Raw genomic sequence first — 23462 nt, forward strand, 5'->3', positions numbered from 1 at the left:
CGCATGCAGCCGGTCTTACTTGATCAGGCGCAATGCGAACGGGTAGCGATAGGCTTCGCCGTTGTTGGCCTTGACCGCGGCAATGATGCAGAACACCAGGCTGACCAGTCCGACGATCGGCATCAGGATCGCGCCGATGACCACGATGGTCAGGATGATGCAGACCACCATCGCGATGGCCACGGTGATCTGGAAGTTCAGCGCTTCCTTGGCCTGGTCGGTGACGAAGGACTTGCCGGCGTCGTCCTTGTTGATCAGCCAGATGATCAGCGCGCCGATGAAGCCGGTGAAGATGCCCAGCAGGTGCGCGGCCAGGGCCATGGTGCGCTGGTCTGCCGGGACATCGGCGGTGACCGGCGGCGGGACGTTATCGAATTCACTCACGACAAAACTCCTTTTCATTGGGTGGTCTTGACCCACCGGCATCAGGCCGGTTGCGTCAGGCGGCCATAGCTTACGCCATCGACGCCATCAATCATTACCGGCGATGGTCATCCGCCCCACCAGGATCGAACCGGTCCGGATGTGCGAGCGCGGATCGACATCGCTGCCCACCGCTTCGATCGCCATGAACATCTCGCGCAGGTTGCCGGCAATGGTGATGCCGTCCACCGGGTACTGGATCTCCCCGTTCTCGACACGGAAGCCACCGGCCCCCCGCGAGTAGTCACCGGTCACACCATTGACACCCTGCCCCATCAGCTCGGTCACCAGCAGGCCGCTGCCCATCTGCCGGGCGATGTCTTCCAGCGGCCCGGCGTTGGCCGCCAGCTGCAGGTTGTGCACGCCGCCGGCATTGGCCGTGGTCTGCAGGCCCAGCTTGCGGGCCGAGTAACTGCCCAGTACGTAGCGCTGCAGCACGCCATCGCGGACCAGTGCCGACGCGCGGGTCGCCACGCCATCGCCGTCGAAGGCGGCCGAGCGCAGGCCGCGGCGCAGGTGCGGCAGCTCGTCGATCTGCATCCAGTCCGGGAACAGTCGCTGCCCGGCGCTGTCCAGCAGGAAGCTGGCCTGGCGGTAAAGCGCGCCACCGGACACGGCCGACAGCAGATGGCCCACCAGACTGCGCGCCACTTCCGGGGCGAACAGCACCGGCATGCTGCCCGTAGCCAGCGAGCGCGGTTGCAGGCGGGCGACGGTACGCGCGGCGGCCTGGCGGCCGACCTGGGCCGGATCTTCCAGGTCCTGCCTGGCCAGCGCACTGGTGTACCAGCCGTCGCGCTGCATGCCATCGCCCTGGCCGGCAATCAGCGCACAACCGATCGAATGGTGGGTGCCGCGCTCACGGCCAATGAAACCGTGTGAATTGGCGTACACCGACAGGCTCTGCGAGGTGGACACCGCCGCGCCATCGGAGTTGCGGATCTGCGCGTCGGCCTCGCGTCCGGCGGCCTCGCAGGCCAGCGCCAGGTCCACCGCCTCGTCAGCCTGCAGGGCCCAGGGATGCCAGCCGTCCAGGTCGGGAAAGTCCTTGGCCATCAGGGCGGCATCGGCCAGTCCGGCGGCCGGATCATCCTCGGTGTGGCGGGCGATCGCGCAGGCCTGCTCCACGGTGGCCGACAGGCTGGCCTCGTTCAGGTCGCCGGTGCTGGCGCTGCCCTTGCGCTGGCCGAAGTACACGGTCACGGCAATGCCGCGGTCGCGGGTGGACTGTACGGTTTCCACTTCGCCCAGGCGCACATTGACCTCCAGGCCGCGGTCCTCGCTGCAGCTGACCTCGGCTTGGCTGGCCCCCAGCGCACGGGCACGCTCGAGCAGCTGCTGGGAAAGGTCGGCCAGCCGTTCCAGGCGGGCCGGGCTGTCGTCGCCGACAACCACTTCAGGGGCGATCACGTTCAATGCTTTATCCTGTACAGGTTGGGCCCGGCATCACGCCGGGCGACTTTTTTGAAAGCAGGTGTGGACGATGCGCGGACGCGACGAAGAAACCGGTGAATTCCTTGACAAGAGCCGCAAGCAGAAGCGCGGCGAAGCCCTGGAAGTCCTGGCCCTGGGTGAGAAGCTGGTGTCGCTGACCCCGGCCCAGCTGGCGCGCCTGCCGATTCCGGAGGATCTGCTGCCGCATATCGCCGAGTGCAAGCGCATCACGGCCCACATCGCCCACAAGCGGCAGCTGGCGTTCCTGGCCAAGCACATGCGCCGCGAGGAAGACGAAACCCTGGAGGCGATCCGCGATGCGCTGGACGCCAACAGCGAAACCTCGCGCCGCGAAGTGGCGATGATGCACCGCGTGGAAGACTGGCGCGAGCGCCTGCTGGACGACGGCGACAAGGCGCTGGCCGCGCTGCTGGACGAGTATCCGCAGGCGGATCGCCAGCAGCTGCGCACGCTGGTGCGCAACGCCCAGGCCGAGAAGGCGAAGAACAAGCCGCCGCGCGCCTACCGCGAGATCTACCAGGTGCTGCGCGGGCTGATGCTGCCGGCCGCGCTTGGCCTGAAGGTCGCCACCGACGACGACACCGGCGCCGATCTGGACGACGCGACCGACGAGGACTGAGTCCCCGCCGGCCGGGGCGCTGGCCGGGGCCGTTGCCATGTTCAGGCCTGGGTGCCGCCGACGGTCAGGCCCTCGATCAGCAGCGAGGGCTGGCCGACACCCACCGGCACGCTCTGCCCGTCCTTGCCGCAGATGCCCACGCCCTCGTCCAGGGCCAGGTCGTTGCCGACCATGCGCACCTTCTGCATGGTTTCCGGGCCGTTGCCGATCAGGGTCGCGCCCTTCACCGGCGTGGTGATGCGGCCATCCTCGATCAGATAGGCCTCGGTGGCCGAGAACACATACTTGCCACTGGTGATGTCGACCTGGCCACCGCCGAAGTTGACCGCGTACAGCCCCTTCTTCACCGAGCGGATCATCTCCTGCGGATCGTGCTGGCCGGCGCGCATGTAGGTATTGGTCATCCGCGGCATGGTCAGGTGCGCGAACGACTCGCGGCGCGCGTTGCCGGTCGGTGCCATGCCCATCAACCGTGCATTGAGGCTGTCCTGCATGTAGCCGACCAGGATACCGTCCTCGATCAAGGTCGTGCACTGGGTCGGATGGCCTTCATCATCGACGTTCAGCGAGCCGCGACGGCCGTCCAGGGTGCCGTCATCGACGATCGTCACCCCCGGGGCCGCCACGCGCTCGCCGATGCGACCGGCGTAGACGCTGGTGCCCTTGCGGTTGAAGTCGCCCTCCAGCCCATGGCCGACCGCTTCATGCAGCAGCACGCCAGGCCAGCCCGGGCCGAGCACCACCGGCATCACACCGGCCGGCGCCGGCACCGCGTCCAGGTTCACCAGCGCCTGGCGCAGCGCCTCGCGGGCGAACGCTTCCGGCCGGCCATCGGCGAACAGTTCTTCGTAGCCATAACGGCCACCACCGCCGGCATAGCCGGACTCGCGGCGACCGTTCTGCTCGACGATCACCTGCACGTTCAAGCGCACCAGGGGGCGGACGTCGGCACCCAGAACGCCGTCGCTGCGCGCGATGAGCACGGTGTCAACGCCACCGGACAGGCTGACCATCACCTGCTTCACCCGCGGATCGGCCGCACGCAGATAGCCATCCAGGCGCTTGAGCACTTCAACCTTGGCCTCGTTGCCGAGCCCATCGATCGGATCCAGCGCCGGATACAGCGCGCGTGCATTGCCGCGCAGCAGCGAGCGGCCCGCCTGGGCACCGCCCTCGCGCGAAATCGCGCGTGCCGACTGCGCCGCCGCCAGCAGCGCATCGGCATGGATGTCATCGGAATAGGCGAAGCCGGTTTTCTCGCCGGCAATGGCACGCACGCCGACCCCCTGCTCGATGGAATGGGCACCGTCCTTGACGATGCCGTCTTCCACGCTCCAGCTCTCACGCCGGGCGTGCTGGAAATAGAGGTCGCCGAAATCGACACCGGGGCCGAGCAGCTGGCCGAAGGTGCGCTCCAGTCCAGCGGTATCCAGGCCGCCGGGGCGCAGCAGGCGGTCTTGGGCAAGCGTCAGGGCGATATCAGTCATGGCTCTCGATCTGGGGATGCAGGGGCACTCAGGCAAGCCCCGGGGAATGGGAGGCCGCGCTCAGCGCGACCGCGGCAGGTCGGTCACGGCCGGTGGAAGGGTCGGCGCAGGTGCGGGAGCCGGCGGGGTCCGTTCGCGGCTGCGTTCGATCACCTCCACCTTCGGCTCCTTCCAGGGACCGGTCACCTTGTAGGTACGGGCGCCGATCTCACCCAGCGGCTTGGACAGCACCGCATTGGTCGCCGCCCCCAGCGCCGCCCCGACCGGGCCACCGGCCACTGCGCCGACCACGGTCAGCAGATTGCCGGCACGCGGATTGACGTCGATGGTCTGGTCGAACTGCTGCTGGCGCAGGTCGGCTTGGCCGCGGATGGTGATGTTCGCCGCAGGCCCTTCGATCAGCACCTTGTCGGTGCGGGCCACGCCCTGGCCGAACTGCAGGCTGCCCTCGATCTGGTTGAACGCGAAGCCCTTGGAGAAGAAATCACGGAAGTCGAACATCAGCCGCCGCGGCAGCTGGGCCACGCTGAGCAGACCCAGCACGCGACCGGCACCGGGGTCCAGTTCCAGCAGCTGACCGTTGCGCGCATGGATATCCAGCTGGCCCTGCAGATTGCCCAGCTGGAAGTCCGACGGCCCGCCATTCCACGACGCCTGCAGCTGCGCCTGGCCGGCGCCGCCACGCAACTGGCCACCGTAGTCGAGATTCTGCATCAGCGCGCCGAGATCCTCGCTGCGCACCTGCGCGTTCAGTTCGGTGCGGGCGCCGCTGCTGCTGCCCAGCCAGCGGCCGGTGATGTCGATCTCCTGGTCGGGCGCGCGGAAGCGCAGGGTCTGCACCTCCAGGCCGTTGCCCCGCGGGCGGGTGCGCAGCACGGCCTGGCCGAGCGCCACCTTGCCGAACTTCAGGTCGGCGATGTCCAGCGCGAACGGCGGCAGTCTGGCCGGATCCATGTCGTTGGCGCCGGCCTGCACCCGGGCCGGTGCCGCTGGCGCACCGGACGCGGCCGGCGGTGACTGCCAGTACACCCGGTCGAGCTGGCCGCTGATGGTGCCGCCCTCGGCATTGGGCACGCTCAGGCGGCCAGCCAGCGAAGGGCCGTCCAGGCGCACATCCAGCGCCTGCGCGCCCGGGCGCAGTTGCAGGCGGGTCTGCTCGAACACCCCTCCGATCAGCATCAAGCGGCCGACCTGCACGTCGATCGCCCGCAACGGCATCGGATCGCCGTCGCCGTCTCCGCCGCGGGCCAGGCCGATCCACTCCAACGCGTCCAGGGTCGGGCTGTGACCGTTGACCGCCAGCCCGCTGGAAGGCGGCTCGCGGTCGACCTGGCCGCTGCCCAGGGTCACCTGCACGCCGGTCTGATTGTTATGGCTGCGCGCGGCCAGGGCCAGGCGCTGGCCAAACGCCACGTCGATACGGCCATCCCCCATCGGCAGCTGCGCAGTCACGGTGGTGGCCAGTGGCTCGTCGGCGGGCTTGTCCAGCGGGGCGGGAAGATCCAGGCGCGTGCCTGCCAGATCCGAGCGCAGGCGCAGTTCGCTGGGAGGAGCGGGCGCGCCTGGCGCGACCTTCGGCAGGTTGACGGCGATGGTCCAGGGCGAGGTACCGGTGATGTAGGGCTTGAGCCAGGCCATTTCCGGCGCGCGGTCAATCAGCACGCCTGCATCAAGGCGCGCCGAAAGCTCCGACTCAAAGGCCAGCTTCGGGTCACGCACGAACCCACCCGCGCGCAGGCTCAGTTGGCCGTCCTGGCCCAGATGGCGCACCGCCAGTTGCTCGGCGGCAAAACCACCGTTGCCGTAGCGGGCCAACCCACGCATGTTGTCGAATTCCAGCGCGAAGCGCTTCTCCACCAGCTTCACGCCGGCCAGATCGACCGTGCCCTGCAGGTGACCTCCCCCTTCGTCGGCATGCAGCGGCTGCAGCAGGTCGAAGGTCACCTGCGCCGGCCCGGTGGCGGTCAGGTTGTCCAGCGTCTCGCCGTATTCCTGGTGCAACGGGCTCTGCCGCAGCAGCGCCAGCAGCTTTCCGGCTTCGCTGCGGGTATCGGCACGCACGTACAGCGGCTGCTGGCCGAAATCCTTGATGCCGGCCTCGAAGTGCTGCACCGGCACGCCTGCCAGGTCACCGCGCCCCTGCATGTGGAAGCCAGGACCGATGAAGGCGATGTCGGCGTCAACCTGGCTCATCAGCGGCCAGTCGCGCTGGAAGCGGATGTCGCCGCGGGTGATATGGCCGGTCGCCTCGAACCGCCCGTCGTTGTTGTCGAAGGGCCAGTCGTCGAGGTCACCGGTGACCAGGCCGATACCATCACGCACCTGGCCGCCGGCCAGCGCCATGTCCAGCCAGTCGGTGGCACCCTTGCTCATCCTGGAATGGATCCAGAAGCGCTTGGCGGCCGTCATCGGTACATCGTCCAGCTTGGCCGCCAGCTGCAGCCACGGACGCGTGCCATTGCCCTGGAACCAGACACCGCCGCGCAGATCGGCTGCGTAATCCGTGCCTTCCACACGCAGGGCGGCCGTGCCGATGCGCCAGCCGCCGCCTTCGTCGCGCCACCCCACCACTTGGCCTGCCAGGTGCAGGTCATGGCGCACGCCGAAGCCGGTCGGCCAATCGAACTGGAGCTCGCGCTGCGGCTGCAGCTGCAGGCGGAAGCCATCGGCGTCGCCTTCGAAATGGCCGCCCAGCCCACGCAAGCCAGGTGCGTCACCGACGCTGGCAAAACCCAGCGACTGCAGCTCGCCCTGGGCCCACAGCGGACCGTTGCGCTTGCCGGCCAGCTGCAGTTCCCGCAGATCCAGCTGCGGCTTTGACAGGAACAGCCAGCGCCGCAGGCCAGGGTCCAGGCGGTCACTCAGCGCCAGCGCACGCAGCGCGGTGCCGGCCTGCACCGCCCCGCTGCGGATGCCCAGTTGCGTGCCGACCTGCAGTTGCAGTCCATCAAGCTGCTGCGCGCCGGTGTCGTCCACCAGCCGCAGGCGCGGTACCTGCATCGCCCATCCGTCCGCCTGCCGCTGCCAGCGCAGCAGCGCCTGCATGCGCTGCAACTGCAGCCGCGGCACTGCCAGCCCCGGCATCGGTGCGCCGTCGATGCGCAGATCCCGCAGATCCGAATCGGTGGTCAGCGCCACGGGGACGAAATCGCGCAGGGTCAGCCACACATTGAGTTCGCCGCGTCCTTCACGCAGGCGCACGCCGCCGGCCGCCAGCAACGGCGACCAGGCGCGGAAATCGATGGGATCGGCGCCCAGCCATGCCTCGCCGTCGCCACGCACACGGTCCACATCCAGCACGGCGGTCAGCGGCAGTGCGTCGGTCTGGGCCCAGGCCCGCACGCCTACCCGCAGGCGGTCGCCATTGACGCGCAGGCGCAGATCGACGCGCGGCAATACGGTGTCGATGCCGAGTGCCGGGGCCTGCACGCCCAGCCGGCCGCCGATCACCTGCAGCTCGCCCAGCCGGCGCAGCGCCTCCAGCGGGTCACCACCGCTGCTGGGCTGCGGCAGGCCACGCACCGACCAGCGACCGTCCTCGCTCTGCTGCAGATCCAGGGCCAGGCCGCGCAGACGCAGCTCGGTCAAGGAACGGCCCGGCAGCAGGCCGCTGTACATCGACACCAGGATTTCAGCCTCGCCGACCGCCAGGCCCTGCCCGGCGCCGATGCGCAGGCCCTTCAGCTGCAGCAGCGGGCCACGACGGGTCCACGCCGTGTCCAGCTGGTCGAAACGGACCGGCTGGCCTGCGCGCTCGCTCAACCAGGCGGCGATCCTGTCGGGGTGTCGCTCGGCCAGCGGCAGCAGCTGGCTGAAGGTGCCCACCAGCAGCGCCAGCCCGACCAGGGCCACCGCACAGGCAGCAATGAGATGACGGCGGATCCTTCGCAGTCGCAGGCGCGGCGGCGCGCTCATCGGCCGCCGCCGACCTTCTGCCGGCGTGGATCAGAGCAGCACAACATCGAACTGCTCCTGCAGGTACTGCTCATCCGCCTGGAAACGGATGCTCTTGCCGAGGAACTCTTCCAGCTCTGCCACCGCCGCGGATTCCTCATCGGTGATGCGCGCCACCACCTTGGTCGACGCGATCACCAGCAGGCGCGCGGCATCGAACTGGCGCACCGCGCGGGTGATCTCGCGGAAGATCTCGTAGGTGACCGTTTCGGTGGTCTTGATGGTGCCGCGACCGCTGCACTGCGGGCAGGTCTCCGACAGCTGGCGCTCCAGGCTTTCGACCGTGCGCTTGCGGGTCATCTCCACCAGGCCCAGCGGCGAGAAGTCGTAGACCGTGGTCTTGGCATGGTCCCGCGCCAGCGCCTTTTCCAGGGTCCGCAGCACCTGGCGGCGGTGCTCGGCATCGTCCATGTCGATGAAGTCGATGATGATGATGCCGCCGAGATTGCGCAGGCGCAGCTGCCTGGCCACGGCCTGCGCCGCCTCCAGGTTGGTGCGGAACACCGTCTCCTCCAGGTTGCGCTGGCCCAGGAACGACCCGGTGTTGACGTCGATGGTGGTCATCGCTTCGGTCTGGTCGATCACCAGGTAGCCACCGGACTTCAGCGGCACCTGCTTGTCCAGCGCGCGGCCGATCTCGTCCTCCACGCCGAACATGTCGAAGATCGGGCGATCGCCGGAGTACAGCTCCAGCTTCTCGGCCAGCACCGGCATGTACTTGGCCACGAAAGCCTGCAGCTGCGCGAACGTTTCCTTGGAATCGACCTTCACCTTGTCCACGTCCTTGCGGATCAGGTCGCGCACCGAACGCAGCGGCAGGCTCAGGTCTTCATAGATCACGCTGCAGGGGGTGGCGTCGCGGCCGCGGCGCTCCACCACGTTCCAGACCCGCGACAGATAGGCGATGTCTTCGGCGATGGCTTCGGCCGGCTGCCCTTCGGCGTTGGTGCGCACGATGTAGCCGTAGCCGCCGTGCTGTGCCGACAACTCGGTCACCAGCGCCTTCAGGCGCGCGCGCTCGGCCTCATCCTCGATGCGCGCGGAGACGCCCACCACTTTCGATTGCGGCAGCAGCACCATGTAGCGCGACGGGATGCTGATCTGCGTGGTCAGCCGCGCGCCCTTGGTACCGATGGGATCCTTCACCACCTGCACCACGATGTCCTGGCCGTCGCGCAGCAGCTCGACGATCGGCACGCTGGCCGGTGGTGGCAGCGTGGTGTTCTCGGTGTCGGCACTGGCCACCGGCGCTGGCCGCACCACGTCGTTGGCATGGAGGAACGCAGCGCGCTCAAGGCCGACCTCGACGAAGGCGGCCTGCATGCCCGGCATCACCCGCTGCACCTTGCCCTTGTAGATGTTGCCGACCACACCCCGGCGCCAGCCGCGCTCGATGTGCAGTTCCTGCAGCATGCCATTCTCGATCACCGCGACCCGGGTCTCGCGTGGGGTCACATTGACCAGGATTTCCTCAGACATCTGCAGCCTCCCTGGCGGCGTTGGCAATGGGAGCCGGCACGCCGCAGCGCGCCAGCAGACGATCGGTGTGCAGCAGCGGCAGCCCCATCACACCGGAGTAGCTGCCGGACAGGTGTTCGATCCAGCGCTCGGCCCCACCCTGGATGGCGTAGGCCCCGGCCTTGTCCAGCGGCTCACCGGTGGCCACATAGGCGGCGATGTCGGCGGCGCCGATCGCAGCGAACGTGACCTCGGACACCACCAGTTCGCTGTCCAGCCCGGCCGCGCCGACCACCACCACGGCCGTCATCACCTGGTGCGTGCGTCCGGCCAGGCGCGTCAGCATTGCCCGGGCATCGGCGGCATCGACCGGCTTGCCGAACACCTCGCCATCAAGCACGACCTCGGTGTCCGAGCCCAGCACCCGTGCGTCCGGGTCATCGGCCAGCACCCGGGCCAACCCGGCGCGCGCCTTGTCGGCCGCAACCCGGCAGACGTACTGTTCGGCGCTTTCACTGGGCGCGCGCTGCTCGACAACCTCCAGGTCAAGCGCCTGGAAGGGGCGTCCGAGTCGGGCCAGCAGCTGGTTGCGTCGGGGGGAGCGGGAAGCAAGATAGAGCATCGGCACAGCATAACCTGAGGCCGCCGCCTGAATCGTCGGCAACCTGCTCCCGCGTGCCTTCAACCCCGAACGGACTCACAGCGCGTTCATCGCTACGACACCACCCTCACGCCACAACAAGGAGATCCCATGCGCCTGACCGCCTCCCCGCTGCTGCTTGCCCTGTCCCTCGCCCTTGGAGCCTCGATGTCCGCCCATGCCGCCCCGCCGCCGCCGATCGCCGCCCCGGCCGAGGGCACCCTGCTGAACATTTCGGCCAACGCCGAAGCGACCCGTGTGCCGGATGTGGCCACCCTGTCGGCCGGCGTGGTCACCCAGGCCGCCGACGGCAACAGCGCCATGCGCCAGAATGCGCAGCAGATGGACAAGGTGCTGGCCGCGATCAAGGCGGCCGGCATCGCCGAGCGCGATGTGCAGACCAGCGGCGTCAGCCTCAACCCGCAGTACCGCTATGCCGACAACGAAGCGCCGAAGATCACCGGCTACCAGGCCAGCAACACCGTCAGCCTGAAGGTCCGCGACATCGCCAAGCTGGGCCGGGTGCTCGATGCGCTGGCCGCCCAGGGCGCCAACCAGATCAACGGCCCCAGCTTCGAGATCGACCAGCCGGAGCCGGTCTATGACGAAGCCCGCTTGGCCGCGCTGAAGAAGGCACAGGCGCGCGCCCAGACCTATGCCAAGTCGCTGGGCCTGCAGGTGCGCCGCATCGTCAGCATCTCTGAAAACAGCAACGGCGGCTTCCGCCCGGTGCCGATGATGCGGGCACAGATGGCCTCGGCCGCCATGGACAAGGCCACGCCGGTCGCGCCGGGCGAATCCACCGTTTCGGTCAACCTGGACGTGGTGTTCGAGCTGGGTCGCTGACGACCGGGCACGGCGGGGGCACTGTCCGCCGGACAGCGCCCTGCCCTGATCTGCTGCCCACGGGGCCGGATGCCTTTCCAGCGGAAAGGTCTCCGGCCCCGTTGCGTAGATGAAGGCCAGTTCAACATCGCCTGACATGCCTCTAGGCAGTGGCGGCCACGACGCGCTAATGCTTGGCTGCCAGCCGCGTGCGGCAAACCCCGATGGCGGCCCTGGTGCGTTGACGTCTTTCGACACTGGCACGGAGGTGGACCATGGTTCGTACGTATCCCGTTGCATCCGCGCACTTCGACCCCGCCCGCATCGCCGCCTGGAGCGCGGCCATCGCACTACATCTGCTGGCGTTGCTGCTGCTGCTCATCCCCGCCACCTACCAGGCGGTACAGGCCCCGCGTGACACGACCACGGTCCGCTGGATCGAAAAGGTCGAGACACCGGAACCTCCGCCGATCCTGCCCACCGAACCCGAACAGGTGAAGGTCGCCCCCCGCTCCCAGGCGGTGCCGACCGCACCGGCGCTGCCAGCCCCCACCGCAACGGTCGAAGACGCGCCGGGCATCGTCCTGCCGGCCGCCGAACCGACCGCCGTGATGGCGCCGCCGACGCTGGCGGCAGCTACGCCGCTGGCGGGAGCCCAGCTGCAGTACCGCAGTGCGCCGCCCCCGGCCTATCCCATCCCCGCGCTGCGCAACCGCGAACAGGGCACGGTCCTGCTGCGCGTGGAAGTGGACAGCAACGGCCAGCCTGTTGCGGTCAGCATCGAACGCAGCAGCGGTTCGCGCAGCCTGGACCAGGCCGCACGCCAACAGGTGCTGCGCCACTGGCGGTTTGAGCCCGCCCAGCATGACGGCGTGGCGGTGCCTGCCATCGGCATGGTGCCGGTGCAGTTCTCGCTGCCCGACTGACCGCTGCACCGGCCCCGCCGCACGCCCGGGCGGGAAACCCGCCCCGGGTTTCCAATACCCCCCCCGCCCCGGCCCGCGGGGCCCCTTAAACAAAAATTAACCCCAACGTGACCAGCCCGGAACCCATAATTGCCCCGCCCCGGCCTGATCCGGCGACAGCCCTCAACGCAAGGTTTTCCAGTTAGGAGAGAAGCTGTGAAACACCCGATCCATCGGCCCGCCAGCCGCCGTGACACCCTGGCATCGTCCATCACTCACATCCTTACCGGCAGCGCCCTGCTGCTGGCCGGCGCCGTGGTTTCCTCCTCCGCCTTCGCCCAGGAGCAGGCCACCAATCTCGACCGCATCACGGTCACCGGCTCGAACATCCCGCGCACCAATACCGAGACACCGTCCCCGGTGCAGGTGGTGACCCGCCAGGAGATCGACCGCACCGGCAAGACCACGGTCGCCGAATACCTGCAGACCCTGACCGCCGACGGTTCCGGCTCGATTCCCAAGACCTTCGGCAACGGCTTTGCCGGCGGCGGCGCCGGCATCTCCCTGCGTGGCCTCGGCGCCGGCTCGACGCTGGTGCTGTTGAATGGCCGCCGCATGGCCACCTACGGCCTGGCTGACGATGGCCAGAAGGTCTTCACCGATCTGAGCACCATTCCGCTGGATGCGGTGGAGCGCGTGGAAGTTCTGAAGGACGGCGCATCGGCGATCTATGGCTCCGACGCCATCGCCGGCGTGGTCAACATCATCCTGCGCAGCGATTTCCAGGGCGCGATCCTGCGCGGTTCCTACGGCGTCTCCGGCGACGGCGACGGCGATGCCAAGAAGGCGACGCTGACCGCAGGCACCGGCGACCTGGCCACCGATGGCTGGAACGCATTCTTCAGCCTGGACGTCGGCAAGACCGACGCGATCAAGATCGGCGATCGCAAGAACCGCAAGTGGATCGGCACCGGTGACATCCGTCGCTGGGGCTATTCCGCCGCCGACGCGCAGTTCCTGGGCGGTGCCTACCTGTCCGGTGGTACTGCCGGTGGCGTGGGCCCGAACGGCTCGGTGTTCGACGACCGCAATGTCGACGACGACAATCCCGCGTTCCTGGTGGCTCTGCCGGGCTGTGCCAATCTGACCAGCATTCCCGGCCAGACCGATGCGACCGCACAGCAGCAGGGCTGCCTGTGGGATCCGGCGCAGAAGTTCCGTGACCTGAGCCCGGAAGAGAAGTACATCAACGTGTTCGGACGTGCCAGCTTCGCCTTCGGCGAAGGCGGCGAGATCTACACCGAGATCGGCTACTCGAAGAAGGAAACCACCTTCAGCAACACGCCCTCGGGCGTGTCCGGCGGCTGGGGCTACCCGGAAGGACCGGTCAACGCCAACAGCGGTTCCGGTGCCACCGTGCTCGGCCCGGATCATCCGGACAACCCGATTCCCGGCCAGGCCTCGCGCCTGCGCTATTCGGCCTGGGACGTTGGTCCGCGCGTGACCAACAACACCAACGAGTTCAACCGCTTCCTGGTGGGCGTCAAGGGCAACTGGGGCGACTGGAACTATGACACCGCCTACCTGCACTCCGGCACCGACCTGATCAACCGTCGTACCGGCTTCCTGCACTACGACAACGTCCGCTGTGCACTGGCCAACCCGAACTGTGCCGGTGGCGTATGGCGCATCGGCGACAACGCCAACCTCAACTCGCAGGCGCTGTACGATTTCATCTCGCCGGAGATCAGTGCACGCGCCAAGTCCAGCCTGGACATGTTCGACTTCACCGTGTCGCGCAGCCTGATGGACCTCAAGGGTGGCCCGCTCGGCCTGGCGATGGGCACCGAGTGGCGCAAGACCAGCAACAGCCTGACCCCGCAGACGTTCACCGACACCGGCGACATCATCGGCCTGGGCTACTCGGCCTATGACGGTACCCAGAACGTGTACGCCGGATACGTCGAACTGTCCGCGCCGGTGCTGGAACAGCTGGAGCTGTCCGGTGCACTGCGCTACGACAAGTACGAGAGCGGTGAAGGCAAGGCGACGCCGAAGCTGGGCGTGAAGTGGACCCCGGCCGACTGGATCGCGCTGCGCGCCAGCTACGCCGAAGGTTTCCGCGCGCCGAACCCGGCCGAGAACGGCGACGGTGGCCTGGCCGCCTTCTCCAACGCCCGCGACCCGGTGCGCTGCGCCATCAGTGAAGCCGAATGCACCGCACGCTCGGTGGCGATCATCACCCGCCCCAACAGCGACCTGAAGCCGGAGGAATCCAAGAGCTATTCGGTGGGTATCGTGCTGCAGCCGACCTCCTCCACCTCGATGACGGTGGATGCGTGGCAGATCAAGCGCACCAACGAAATCGCCCAGGGCAGCACCGCCGACGCCATTGCCGCCGGCAACGTCCTGCGCGACACCAACCTGCTCAACGGCATTGCCGGCACCGGCAGCATCCTGGCGGTCAACACGCAGTACATCAACGCCGCTTCCACCCGCGTGCGCGGTATCGACACCGATATCCGCCAGACCTTCGATATCGGTCCGGGCCAGCTGGAAATGGATCTGCAGTGGAGCCATGTGCTGAAGTTCGAGCGCACCGATGCTGACGTGACGGTCGACTACGCCGGCACCCACGGCAACTGCGACGTCACCAACTGCATCGGCACGCCGAAGGACCGCATCAACTTCGGCACCACCTGGAGGCAGGGCCCGTGGAGTGTCAGCGGCGTCGCCAACTACATCAGCAAGCTGGAGAACAAGGACCGCCGTGGCGGCGACTACCTGGCGTTCTACGAGGATGGCTCGCCGGTCGAGAAGATCTCCTCGTTCACCACCTTCGACCTGTCCGGTCGTTGGAACATCACCGAAGCCTTTGAACTGAACGCATCGGTGCAGAACGTGTTTGATCGCATCGCACCGCTCGATCCGACCACCTATGGCGGCGTGAACTACAACCCGCTGCACTTCAGCGGAGCCATCGGCCGCTACTTCACTGTCGGTGCCAAGTACACCTTCAACTGATCGTCGCTGCAGCATCACCTTCGGAGGCCCGGCCACATGCCCGGGCCTCCGTCGTTGCAGATGTTGCATGCGGCTTCACGGCACTGCCGCTACTGTGCCCCTGCGGCCGCGCTGCCGCAGGGGAGATTCATGGCTGCGACCTCACAAAGGCTGGGCCTGGCTGCACTGACCGCTCTGGTGGTCGGCTCGATGGTCGGCGCCGGCATCTTTTCCCTGCCACAGAACGTGGCGCGCAGCGCCGGTCCGGCCGCCGCGATCATCGGCTGGGCGGTGAGTGGCGCCGGCATGCTGATGCTCGCCTTCGTGTTCCAGGCCCTGGCCAACCGCCGGCCGGACCTCGATACCGGCATCTACGCGTATGCGCGGGAAGGCTTCGGCAACTACATCGGCTTCTCCGCGGCATGGGGCTACTGGGTTGCCTCGGTACTCGGCAACGCCAGCTTCTTCGTGCTGATCTTCAGTGGCCTCGGCCACTTCATGCCGGTGTTCGGTGAAGGCAATACGCCGGCAGCGGTGGCTGCCTCGTCGCTGTTGCTATGGACCGTGCACCTGCTGGTGCTGCGCGGCCTGCGCACTGCCGCCATCGTCAACGGCCTGGTCACGGTGGCCAAGCTGCTGCCCATTGCGTTGTTCCTCATCCTGGCCGCCGGCGCGTTCCGCATGGACGTGTTCGGCGCCGATTTCCTGGGTACCCCCGCACTTGGCGATCTCGGCCAGCAGCTGCGCGGCATGATGCTGGTGACCGTATGGGTGTTCATCGGCATCGAAGGCGCCAGCATCTATTCCCGGCGCGCTGCGCGTCGTGCCGATGTAGGGCGCGCGACCGTGATCGGCTTTCTCGGCGTATGGCTGCTGCTGGTCCTGGTGAGCCTGTTGTCGATGGGCGTGCTGTCGCAGGCCGAGCTGGCCGCCCTGCCCAATCCATCGATGGCCTACGTGCTGCGCGCCATCGTCGGCGAATGGGGCGCGACCGTGATCATCATCGGTTCGATCATCTCGGTGCTTGGCGCCCTGCTGGCCTGGGTACTGCTGTGCGCCGAGGTGCTGTATGCGGCTGCCGGCGACGGCACCATGCCCGCGTTCCTTGGCCGCGAGAATGCGCGCGGCGTGCCGGCCAATGCGCTCTGGCTGAGCAACGGCCTGATCCAGTTGTTCCTGCTGCTGGTGCTGGTGAATTCCGGCAGCTATACCGGCCTGGTACTGCTGGCTGCATCGATGAGCCTGGTGCCCTATTTCCTGTCCACGGCATTCGGCGTGCAGCTGGCCTGGCGTGGTCAGGCCTATGCGGGCGGCGAAGCAGGAATCCGCTGGCGCGACTTCAGCGTCGCGCTGCTGGCGAGCGCGTATGCGCTGTGGCTTGTGTATGCCGGTGGCCTGCACAACCTGCTGCTGTCGGTGCTGTTGTATGTGCCGGGCGTAGCGCTGTTCGCGCTGACCCGTCGCCAGCGTGGCGAACAGGTGTTCACGCCTTGGGAGTGGGTGCTGTTCGGCGCCATCCTGGCCGTTGCGATCGCCACACTGGTGGCGTTCTGGCGAGGAGCGCTGACTCTGTAGAGCAAAAAAAAACCTGCATCTCGCGATGCAGGTTTCTGAAAGTGGCGCCCGAAGTTGGACTCGAACCAACGACCCCCTGATTAACAGTCAAGTGCTCTAACCGGCTGAGCTATTCGGGCAGACGAACAGTATAACGGCTCTTCACGCGCGATGGTAGGGGTGATTTGCAATCATTGCGGCGGCCCGGTACAGCTGTTCCGCCACGACCAGCCGCACCAGCATGTGCGGCAGCGTGAGCGGACCAATCGACCACTTCTCGTCGGCCAGTGCCGAAACTTCGGGCGAATGCCCCTCGGGACCGCCGATCAGGAACGCCAGGTCCCTGCCCTGTCCCCGCCAATGCTCCAGGCGCTGCGCCAGCTGTTCGGAACTGAGCTGGCGGCCGGGCACATCCAGCGCCACGACGTAGGCATTCTTCGGCAGCGCGGCGATCACCCGCCGGCCCTCGTCCTCGGTGGCACGGCGTGGATCGCGGCCTTTGCCGCGCAGGCCGGGCTCGATCTCGACCAGCTCGAACGGCAGCCAGTGCGAGAGCCGCTTCTGGTACTCGGCGAACCCCTGCGCGACCCAACTGGGTGCGCGTTCACCGGTGGCGATCAGGCGGGCTTTCATCAGCGCTCCTCGAAAACGTCGAGGGCGCCCAAGGCCCCCGGGAAAGGGTTGAAAAAACAGCGGGGCAGGCCCCAAAGTAGGCGCAGGAAGGGGGCGGGGGACCCCCCCCCCCCCCCCGTGGTGGCGCTTCCCCGGGTGGCCTGCTGGCGGTCTTTCATCCGCGTCCCTCAAAACCGCCCCCGCCGCCTGCGGCGCCCTCGAAGGGATGCATCAACGTGCGGCTCAGGCCACTTCGTCGTCGCTGGACGGCGGCTGGTCACCGACCGTCCACAGGCGCTCGAGGGCGTAGAACTCACGCACGCGCGGCAGCATCACGTGGACGATCACGTCGCCCAGATCGACCAGTACCCACTCGGCTTCGCGCTCGCCCTCAACCCCGAGCGGCATCACGTCGATCTTCTTGGCGAAGCGCACGACCTCGTCGGCGATCGACTTGACGTGGCGGGTCGAAGTACCCGAGACGATCACCAGGTAATCGGCAACGCTGGACCGGCCGCGCACGTCGATCTCGACCAGGTCCTTGGCCTTCAGGTCTTCGGTGGCTTGACGGACACTGGCCAGCAGTTCCGGCACGGACGGCGGCGGGCTGGGCAGATCGACCTTGATGGTCTGGGGCTGGGTCTGGTTGCTCAAAGTGGATCGACTCGATAAACGTGGGGGCGATTATACGGGGATGGCGCGGTCGCGGCATTCACGGTGTTGCCGGATGGTACAGCCGCTGCGCGGCCACGTAGTCGGCCACCGCCGGCGGCAGCAGGGCACGCCAGGGCCCTGCCGCGGCGATCTGCGCGCGCACGGCGCTGGCCGATTCCCCGCGCAACGGATGGTGCAGGCGCAGGATGCGGCCGGCCGGACTGGCAAACAGGTCCTGTTCGCTGTCGGCCCACCGCCCTTCCAAGACACGGCCGAGCTCGCCGTCGACCGAGGCCTGCAGTGGACTGCCCGGCCGCTCCGCCACCACGAAGTGGGCCAGGCCGAACAGCGCCTCCCACTCATGCCAGCCGGGCAGGCCCAGCAGGCTGTCGGCGCCGACCAGCCAGGCCAGGGGCCGGCTGGGACCGAGCTCGCCGCGCAGTTCGCGCAGGGTATCGACGGTGTAGGACGGGCGACCGGGAAAGCGCGCGGCCCGATCCAGTTCGTGCCGGTCCAGCAGCAGCCCCGGCTCGTCGCCGATGGCCAGCGACAGCATCGTGCAGCGCTGTTCGGCGGTCGCGCCGGGAACCGGGCGGTGCGGTGGATCGGCCGCCGGCAGCATCCGCACCGCGACCTGCAGCTCATCGCGCGCGGCGCGCGCGATCGCCAGGTGCCCCAGGTGCACCGGATCGAAGGTGCCCCCGTAATAGACCCGCAGGCTCATCGATCAGGCCCGGGCCAGCAGCCGCACGGCGCGCGGCTCGGCCACGGCCACCAGCAGGCGCTCCAGCGCCAGCCAGGCGTCGCCGTCGGCGCGCCCCTTGGCGATGCGGTCGACCAGCCCGGCCTCGGCCACGAAACGTTCCCAGCGCTTGCCTTCCGGATGCCGCTGCAGCGCACGCTTGTACGGTGCCTGCCGCGACTCCCAGATGCCGCGCGATTTCATCTCGGCGGCAAGGTTGCCACCGCGTGCCTGCACCCGCGCCAGCCCGGCACCTGCCAGCAGTTCCCGGATCACGATCGGCATCAGCGCGGCCACCGCCTCGCCTTCGCCGCGCAGGCCGGCAAGCATACGCAGCACCGCCGCCGGTTGCCCGGAGAACGTGGCTTCCACCAGCCGGAATACGTCATAGCGGGCGGCATCGGCCACCAGCGATTCCATCCGTTCCACGTCCAGCGCGTGCCCATCGGCCAGCAGCGCCAGCTTGTCGATCTCCTGCGCCGCGGCAAGCAGATTGCCTTCCACGCGCTCGGCCAGGCGCTGCACTGCGGCCGGATCCGCGCGCAGGCCTTTGCTGCGCAGGCGACGCTCGATCCAGTCGGGCAGTTCATGCGGCTTGATCGCCCAGGCCACCGACAGCACGCCGACCCGGCCCACCGCTTCAGCCCACTTGCCCTGGTGCGCCTTGCTCCATTCGTTGGCGGTGATCATCAGCACGACGTCCGGTGCCGGATCGGCACAGAACCGGCTGATCACCTCGGCGCCGTCCTTGCCCGGCTTGCCACTGGGCAACCGCACTTCCACCAGGCGACGGGCACTGAACAGGCTCGGCGCGTTGAAGCTGGCGTCGAGCTGGCCCCAGTCGAAGTCGCGACCATCGGCGTCGAACACCTCGCGCTCACCGATGCCGGCGGCGCGCGCCCGCGCACGGACCGCGTCGGCGGCTTCCAGCACGCGCAGCGTCTCAGGGCCGGCGATCAGGTAGACCGGCGAAAGCGGGGTATCAGCGCCCTGGCTGGCCAGCTGCTCCGGACGCAGTTCCATGCCGGTCCCGGTCAGGGCTTGATGGCCGGTGCCGGTGTCGGCTCGGCCGGAACCGCAGGATCGACCGGCTTCGGCGCGGACAGGCTGCCCCCCTTCGCGACTTCGGCACGGACCACGCTGTCGATGCGGCGGATGATCGAGGCCGACATCTCCCGGCGCAGTTCATCGGCCAGGATCTCGCGCTCGGTGGTGGTACCGGTCGCGTCGGTGGGCGGCGACACGTAGTCGCGCGACAGTTCGATCACCTGCTGCGGCACCAGTTCGCTGCCATCCTCGCGCCGGAAGATGAAGATCACCGCGTAGCGCAGGCTGTATTCCTGCGCACGACCCTGCGAGTCGATCGCGATCGGCAGGTCGCCCCAGCGCTCGGACAACACTTGCAGCTGGGTGCTGGGTTCGTTGCCATCCTCGCTTGCCAGCTTGGCGCCGGACGCCTGCAGACTGCGGTTGAGCAGCTTGACCAGTTCACTGTACGGGGCCGTGGAGACCACCTTCACCGGCGCGGTGTCGGTCGGCAACATCAGCTTGTTGCGCAGATGGAAGCCACAGCCGGCAAGGCCGAGGACAAGAACGAGGGCAAGCAGGAGTCGGGTCATGGAGAACAGTCTGGCGGAGCCGGGCGATCACGGCAACAGACAGCGTGCCCGAGACCGCGTGAACGCAGGGCCATCAACCGCATGCCCCCGCGTTGCTGGAACACCGGCCGCCGGGGGGGCGGCCGGTGCGGGGTACATCAGGCGGCGACGATGTTCACGATCTTGCCCGGGACGATGATGATCTTGCGCACCGTCAGGCCTTCCATGAACTTCGCTGCATTCGGCTCGGCCAGGGCCAGCGCCTCGACCTGCTCGCGAGCGGCATCGGCGGCCACTTCGATGGTGCCGCGCAGCTTGCCGTTGACCTGCACGGCCAGGGTCAGCGCGTCGCGCACCAGCGCGCTGGCGTCGGCCTGCGGGAACGGCTGGTCCTCCAGCAGCGTCTCGCCATGGCCAAGCACCTGCCACAGGGCGTGGCTGGCATGCGGGGTGATCGGATTCAGCAGCAGCACGATGGCCTGCAGTGCTTCCTGACGCACCGCGCGGCCAAGTTCGCTGCCGTCCTCGAACTTGGCCAGCGCGTTCATCAGTTCCATCACCGCAGCGATCGCGGTGTTGAAGCTGTGGCGGCGGCCATAGTCGTCGCCGACCTTGCCGATGGTCTCGTGGGTCTTGCGGCGCAGCGCCTTCTGGCCACCGTCCAGCGCGGCCACGTCCAGCGCGGGGGCGGCACCCTCGGCGGCATGCTTCTGCACCTGGGCCCACAGGCGACGCAGGAAGCGGGCCATGCCGTCCACGCCGGCCTCGTTCCACTCCAGCGACTGTTCCGGCGGTGCGGCGAACATCGAGAACAGCCGCACGGTGTCGGCGCCATACTTGCCGACCATCGCCTGCGGGTCCACGCCGTTGTTCTTCGACTTGGACATCTTCTCGGTGCCACCGACCACCACCGGCTGACCGTCGGCGATCAGGGTCGCGCCGGTGATGCGGCCGCGCTCGTCACGCTGCACTTCCACGTCGGCGGGATTGATCCAGTCCTTGGAACCGTCCGAGTTCGGACGGTAATAGGTCTCGGCGATCACCATGCCCTGGCACAGCAGATTGCGGGCCGGTTCGTTGCTGTCCACCATCCGCGCGTCACGCAGCAGCTTGTGGTAGAAGCGGAAGTACATCAGATGCAGGATCGCGTGCTCGATGCCACCGATGTACTGGTCCACCGGCAGCCAGTAGTTGCCGCGCTTGTCCACGGCATCACGCGCGCCCGGCGAGGTGTAGCGCGCGTAGTACCAGCTCGACTCCATGAAGGTGTCGAAGGTATCGGTCTCGCGCTCGGCTGCACCGCCGCACTCCGGGCAGGTGGTCTTGCGCCACTCCGGGTCGGTCTTGATCGGCGAACCGGTGCCGGAGAACGCGACGTCCTCCGGCAGCACCACCGGCAGCTGCTCTTCCGGCACCGGTACCGCGCCGCACTTGGCGCAGTAGATCACCGGAATCGGGCAGCCCCAGTAGCGCTGGCGGCTCACGCCCCAGTCGCGCAGGCGGTAGTTGACGCGGCGCTGCCCCTGCGCCTTGCGCTCGAAACGCTCGGCCAGGGCTTCAAAGGCGCCCTGGAAATCCAGCCCGTCGAACTCGGCCGAATTGATCAGTTCGAAGGCACGGTTCTTGTCGCTGTACCAGTCCTGCCAGCGCGCGCCATCCCAATTGCGCTCGTCGTCATTGCGCGGATCCTTCAGCGCGATGACCTGCACGATCGGCAGGCCGTACTTGTTGGCCACTTCGTTGTCGCGCTGGTCATGGCCGGGCACGGCCATCACCGCACCGGTGCCATAGCCCATCAGCACGAAGTTGGCGACCCACACCGGCACCTTCTCGCCGGTGACCGGATGGATGGCGCGCAGGCCGGTATCCATGCCGCGCTTTTCCTGGGTTTCCAGCTCGGCCTCGGACACGCCGCCCTGCTTCATTTCCGACAGCAGCGCGGCCAGTTCCGGATTGTTCTTCGCTGCGTGCAGCGCCAGCGGGTGCTCGGCGGCGATCGAGACGAAGGTCACGCCCATCACGGTGTCCGGGCGGGTGGTGAACACGCGCAGCGGATCCAGCGCGCTGCCATCGACGTCGCGCACGTCGAACTGGATCTCCAGGCCCTCGGAACGACCGATCCAGTTGCGCTGCATGGTCTTGACCGATTCCGGCCAGCCGTCCAGCTCGTCCAGGCCGTCCAGCAGCTCCTGGGCGTAATCGGTGATGCGCAGGAACCACTGCGGAATCTCACGCTTCTCGACCAGCGCACCGGAACGCCAGCCACGGCCGTCGATGACCTGCTCGTTGGCCAGCACGGTCTGGTCGACCGGGTCCCAGTTCACCACCGCGTTGCGGCGGTAGGCCAGGCCCTTGCGCATCAGACGGGTGAACATGCGCTGCTCGTGGACGTAATAGTCCGGGCGGCAGGTGGCGAACTCGCGCGACCAGTCGATGGCATAACCCAGCGACTTCAGCTGGCTGCGCATGTGGTCGATGTTCTTGTAGGTCCACGCCGCCGGCGCGGTTTTGTTCTTGATCGCCGCGTTTTCTGCCGGCAGGCCGAACGCGTCCCAGCCCATCGGCTGCAGCACGTTGTGGCCGGTCATGCGCTTGTAGCGGCTGATCACGTCACCGATCGTGTAATTGCGCACGTGCCCCATGTGCAGCGCACCGGACGGGTACGGAAGCATCGACAGGCAGTAGTACTTCGGCTTGTCGGAAGTCTCGTCGACCTCGAACGCGCGGGTGGCGTCCCAGTACTGCTGGGCGGCGGATTCAACCTGCTGCGGGTCGTAGGCGTTGGGTTCAGCGCTGGTCATGGAACACGCGGATGCGGCGGCAAAGCGGTACAGCGTACCGCAGTGCGGCAAACGTCTCCAATCCTGTCCGACGGCTGTGGGCCCGGTGGCGGCCCCGCGACCGTCTCAACGGGCCCGCGACAGCGGCAGCGCCAACGCCAGCCAGACCGCCCAGCAGGCGAAGGCCAGCCGCTGCGACAGAGGCGCCGGCAGCACGCCCTGCAGGGCGAAGGCTGCCAACGCGGCAACCACACCACAGGCCAGCGCCACCCAGCCCAATGCCCGGCCCTGTGTGTCGCGCAGGCGCGCCGTGCCCAGCAGCAGGGCGCCGGCAACGAAGCCCAGCACCCATACCATCCAGGCGCTGGCATGCAGCTGGCTGGCCAGCCCGTGCAGGTCATCCACATCCAGCGGCAGCACGCCCATGGCGGCGAACGCCAGGCCGGCCAGCAGCAGCATCTGGCTGCCCACACGCGGGGCCCAGCCCGCGGTGGCCGGCAGCTGCCGGCGCAGGCATTCGGCCACCACCACCGCCAGCAGGCCCGGCAGCATGAAGCCCAGCAGATTGAAGCCCAGGGCATGCGGCATCCCCTGCGCGCCCAGCAACGCCACCGGATGGCGGGCCTGCGCATAGCCGTCGAGGCCGGCACCGAAGCCGATGACCGCAGCCACGAAGACGAGTGCGGCGATCACGCCCGACAGGTGCAGCAAGGGGGACGGCGACGACATGCAGGCTCCACGACAGCGGCAACA

The 23462-nt window shown here is 68.1% G+C and carries 18 protein-coding genes and 1 tRNA gene; 5 read left to right on the plus strand and 14 right to left on the minus strand.

The window, feature by feature from the left end; translation table 11 throughout:
• Window positions 1–15 precede the first annotated feature (15 nt).
• Together ACVOME_RS06290 and pmbA are read right to left on the minus strand one after the other, a co-directional pair.
• Window positions 16–384: a DUF4870 domain-containing protein gene (locus ACVOME_RS06290; RefSeq protein ID WP_481504844.1), complete on the minus strand. Its 369-nt coding sequence runs from the start codon at window positions 382–384 to the stop codon at window positions 16–18.
• Between the two features lie 87 nt (window positions 385–471).
• Window positions 472–1839 carry a metalloprotease PmbA gene (gene pmbA, locus ACVOME_RS06295; protein ID WP_193396089.1) on the minus strand — a complete coding sequence of 456 codons (1368 nt, stop codon included), beginning with the start codon at window positions 1837–1839 and terminating at the stop codon, window positions 472–474.
• Between the two features lie 67 nt (window positions 1840–1906).
• Here pmbA and yjgA point away from each other — a divergent pair, with 67 nt between their 5' ends.
• Window positions 1907–2497, plus strand: a complete 591-nt coding sequence (gene yjgA, locus ACVOME_RS06300; protein ID WP_065181832.1) for a ribosome biogenesis factor YjgA — start codon at window positions 1907–1909, stop codon at window positions 2495–2497.
• A 41-nt stretch (window positions 2498–2538) separates the two neighbouring features.
• On the opposite strand, the gene tldD is transcribed toward yjgA, so the two are convergent.
• From tldD to ACVOME_RS06320, 4 genes are read right to left on the minus strand one after another with little or no spacing between them, the layout of a single operon-like run.
• Window positions 2539–3984 (minus strand): metalloprotease TldD, encoded by a 1446-nt coding sequence (gene tldD, locus ACVOME_RS06305; protein ID WP_065174873.1) that lies wholly within the window; start codon window positions 3982–3984, stop codon window positions 2539–2541.
• Window positions 3985–4044: 60 nt separating this feature from the next.
• On the minus strand, window positions 4045–7899 hold the full coding sequence (locus ACVOME_RS06310) for a YhdP family protein (protein WP_262218632.1): 3855 nt from the start codon (window positions 7897–7899) through the stop codon (window positions 4045–4047).
• 30 nt (window positions 7900–7929) lie between these two features.
• Window positions 7930–9417, minus strand: a complete 1488-nt coding sequence (rng, locus tag ACVOME_RS06315; RefSeq protein ID WP_053516779.1) for a ribonuclease G — start codon at window positions 9415–9417, stop codon at window positions 7930–7932.
• Complete coding sequence (locus ACVOME_RS06320; protein WP_065174871.1) at window positions 9410–10018, minus strand: Maf family nucleotide pyrophosphatase; 609 nt, start codon at window positions 10016–10018, stop codon at window positions 9410–9412. The genes rng and ACVOME_RS06320 overlap by 8 nt, the downstream gene beginning before the upstream one ends.
• 129 nt (window positions 10019–10147) lie before the next feature.
• Between ACVOME_RS06320 and ACVOME_RS06325 the strand changes: the two genes are divergently transcribed.
• From ACVOME_RS06325 to ACVOME_RS06340, 4 genes are all read left to right on the plus strand, one after another.
• Window positions 10148–10882 carry an SIMPL domain-containing protein gene (locus tag ACVOME_RS06325; RefSeq protein WP_053516775.1) on the plus strand — a complete coding sequence of 245 codons (735 nt, stop codon included), beginning with the start codon at window positions 10148–10150 and terminating at the stop codon, window positions 10880–10882.
• A gap of 254 nt (window positions 10883–11136) precedes the next feature.
• On the plus strand, window positions 11137–11787 hold the full coding sequence (locus ACVOME_RS06330) for an energy transducer TonB (protein WP_053516772.1): 651 nt from the start codon (window positions 11137–11139) through the stop codon (window positions 11785–11787).
• 195 nt (window positions 11788–11982) lie between these two features.
• The gene (locus ACVOME_RS06335) at window positions 11983–14790 is read left to right on the plus strand and encodes a TonB-dependent receptor (RefSeq protein ID WP_065181829.1); all 2808 of its coding nucleotides are present in this window, start codon (window positions 11983–11985) and stop codon (window positions 14788–14790) included.
• Between the two features lie 129 nt (window positions 14791–14919).
• Entirely contained in the window at window positions 14920–16344 is a 1425-nt protein-coding gene (locus ACVOME_RS06340) for a basic amino acid/polyamine antiporter (protein WP_065174868.1), read from the plus strand.
• A 42-nt stretch (window positions 16345–16386) separates the two neighbouring features.
• Here ACVOME_RS06340 and ACVOME_RS06345 read toward each other — a convergent pair.
• The 8 genes from ACVOME_RS06345 to ACVOME_RS06380 all read right to left on the minus strand — a co-directional run bounded on the left by ACVOME_RS06345 (window position 16387) and on the right by ACVOME_RS06380 (window position 23438).
• Window positions 16387–16463 (minus strand) — tRNA-Asn (locus tag ACVOME_RS06345).
• A gap of 22 nt (window positions 16464–16485) precedes the next feature.
• A complete protein-coding gene (rlmH, locus tag ACVOME_RS06350; RefSeq protein WP_019662111.1) occupies window positions 16486–16956 on the minus strand; it encodes a 23S rRNA (pseudouridine(1915)-N(3))-methyltransferase RlmH in 471 nt (156 codons plus the stop codon).
• A gap of 222 nt (window positions 16957–17178) precedes the next feature.
• Entirely contained in the window at window positions 17179–17589 is a 411-nt protein-coding gene (gene rsfS, locus ACVOME_RS06355) for a ribosome silencing factor (protein WP_053520119.1), read from the minus strand.
• 58 nt (window positions 17590–17647) lie between these two features.
• Complete coding sequence (gene nadD, locus ACVOME_RS06360; RefSeq protein ID WP_053520120.1) at window positions 17648–18313, minus strand: nicotinate-nucleotide adenylyltransferase; 666 nt, start codon at window positions 18311–18313, stop codon at window positions 17648–17650.
• 3 nt (window positions 18314–18316) lie between these two features.
• Window positions 18317–19354 (minus strand): DNA polymerase III subunit delta, encoded by a 1038-nt coding sequence (gene holA, locus ACVOME_RS06365; RefSeq protein WP_053520121.1) that lies wholly within the window; start codon window positions 19352–19354, stop codon window positions 18317–18319.
• Between the two features lie 11 nt (window positions 19355–19365).
• Window positions 19366–19950, minus strand: a complete 585-nt coding sequence (locus ACVOME_RS06370) for an LPS-assembly lipoprotein LptE (RefSeq protein ID WP_053520122.1) — start codon at window positions 19948–19950, stop codon at window positions 19366–19368.
• 137 nt (window positions 19951–20087) lie between these two features.
• Entirely contained in the window at window positions 20088–22730 is a 2643-nt protein-coding gene (gene leuS, locus ACVOME_RS06375; RefSeq protein ID WP_481504845.1) for a leucine--tRNA ligase, read from the minus strand.
• Window positions 22731–22835: 105 nt separating this feature from the next.
• Entirely contained in the window at window positions 22836–23438 is a 603-nt protein-coding gene (locus ACVOME_RS06380; protein WP_481504846.1) for a DUF998 domain-containing protein, read from the minus strand.
• Between the last annotated feature and the right edge of the window lie 24 nt (window positions 23439–23462).

The organism is Stenotrophomonas sp. STEN008 (assembly GCF_056760435.1).

Coding starts and splice junctions, on each gene's coding strand:
- yjgA (WP_065181832.1), top strand. CDS start 1,907: ATGCGCGGACGCGACGAAGAAACCGGTGAATTCCTTGACAAGAGCCGC.
- tldD (WP_065174873.1), bottom strand. CDS start 3,984: ATGACTGATATCGCCCTGACGCTTGCCCAAGACCGCCTGCTGCGCCCC.
- ACVOME_RS06310 (WP_262218632.1), bottom strand. CDS start 7,899: ATGAGCGCGCCGCCGCGCCTGCGACTGCGAAGGATCCGCCGTCATCTC.
- rng (WP_053516779.1), bottom strand. CDS start 9,417: ATGTCTGAGGAAATCCTGGTCAATGTGACCCCACGCGAGACCCGGGTC.
- ACVOME_RS06320 (WP_065174871.1), bottom strand. CDS start 10,018: ATGCTCTATCTTGCTTCCCGCTCCCCCCGACGCAACCAGCTGCTGGCC.
- ACVOME_RS06325 (WP_053516775.1), top strand. CDS start 10,148: ATGCGCCTGACCGCCTCCCCGCTGCTGCTTGCCCTGTCCCTCGCCCTT.
- ACVOME_RS06330 (WP_053516772.1), top strand. CDS start 11,137: ATGGTTCGTACGTATCCCGTTGCATCCGCGCACTTCGACCCCGCCCGC.
- ACVOME_RS06340 (WP_065174868.1), top strand. CDS start 14,920: ATGGCTGCGACCTCACAAAGGCTGGGCCTGGCTGCACTGACCGCTCTG.
- rlmH (WP_019662111.1), bottom strand. CDS start 16,956: ATGAAAGCCCGCCTGATCGCCACCGGTGAACGCGCACCCAGTTGGGTC.
- nadD (WP_053520120.1), bottom strand. CDS start 18,313: ATGAGCCTGCGGGTCTATTACGGGGGCACCTTCGATCCGGTGCACCTG.
- holA (WP_053520121.1), bottom strand. CDS start 19,354: ATGGAACTGCGTCCGGAGCAGCTGGCCAGCCAGGGCGCTGATACCCCG.
- ACVOME_RS06370 (WP_053520122.1), bottom strand. CDS start 19,950: ATGACCCGACTCCTGCTTGCCCTCGTTCTTGTCCTCGGCCTTGCCGGC.
- leuS (WP_481504845.1), bottom strand. CDS start 22,730: ATGACCAGCGCTGAACCCAACGCCTACGACCCGCAGCAGGTTGAATCC.
- ACVOME_RS06380 (WP_481504846.1), bottom strand. CDS start 23,438: ATGTCGTCGCCGTCCCCCTTGCTGCACCTGTCGGGCGTGATCGCCGCA.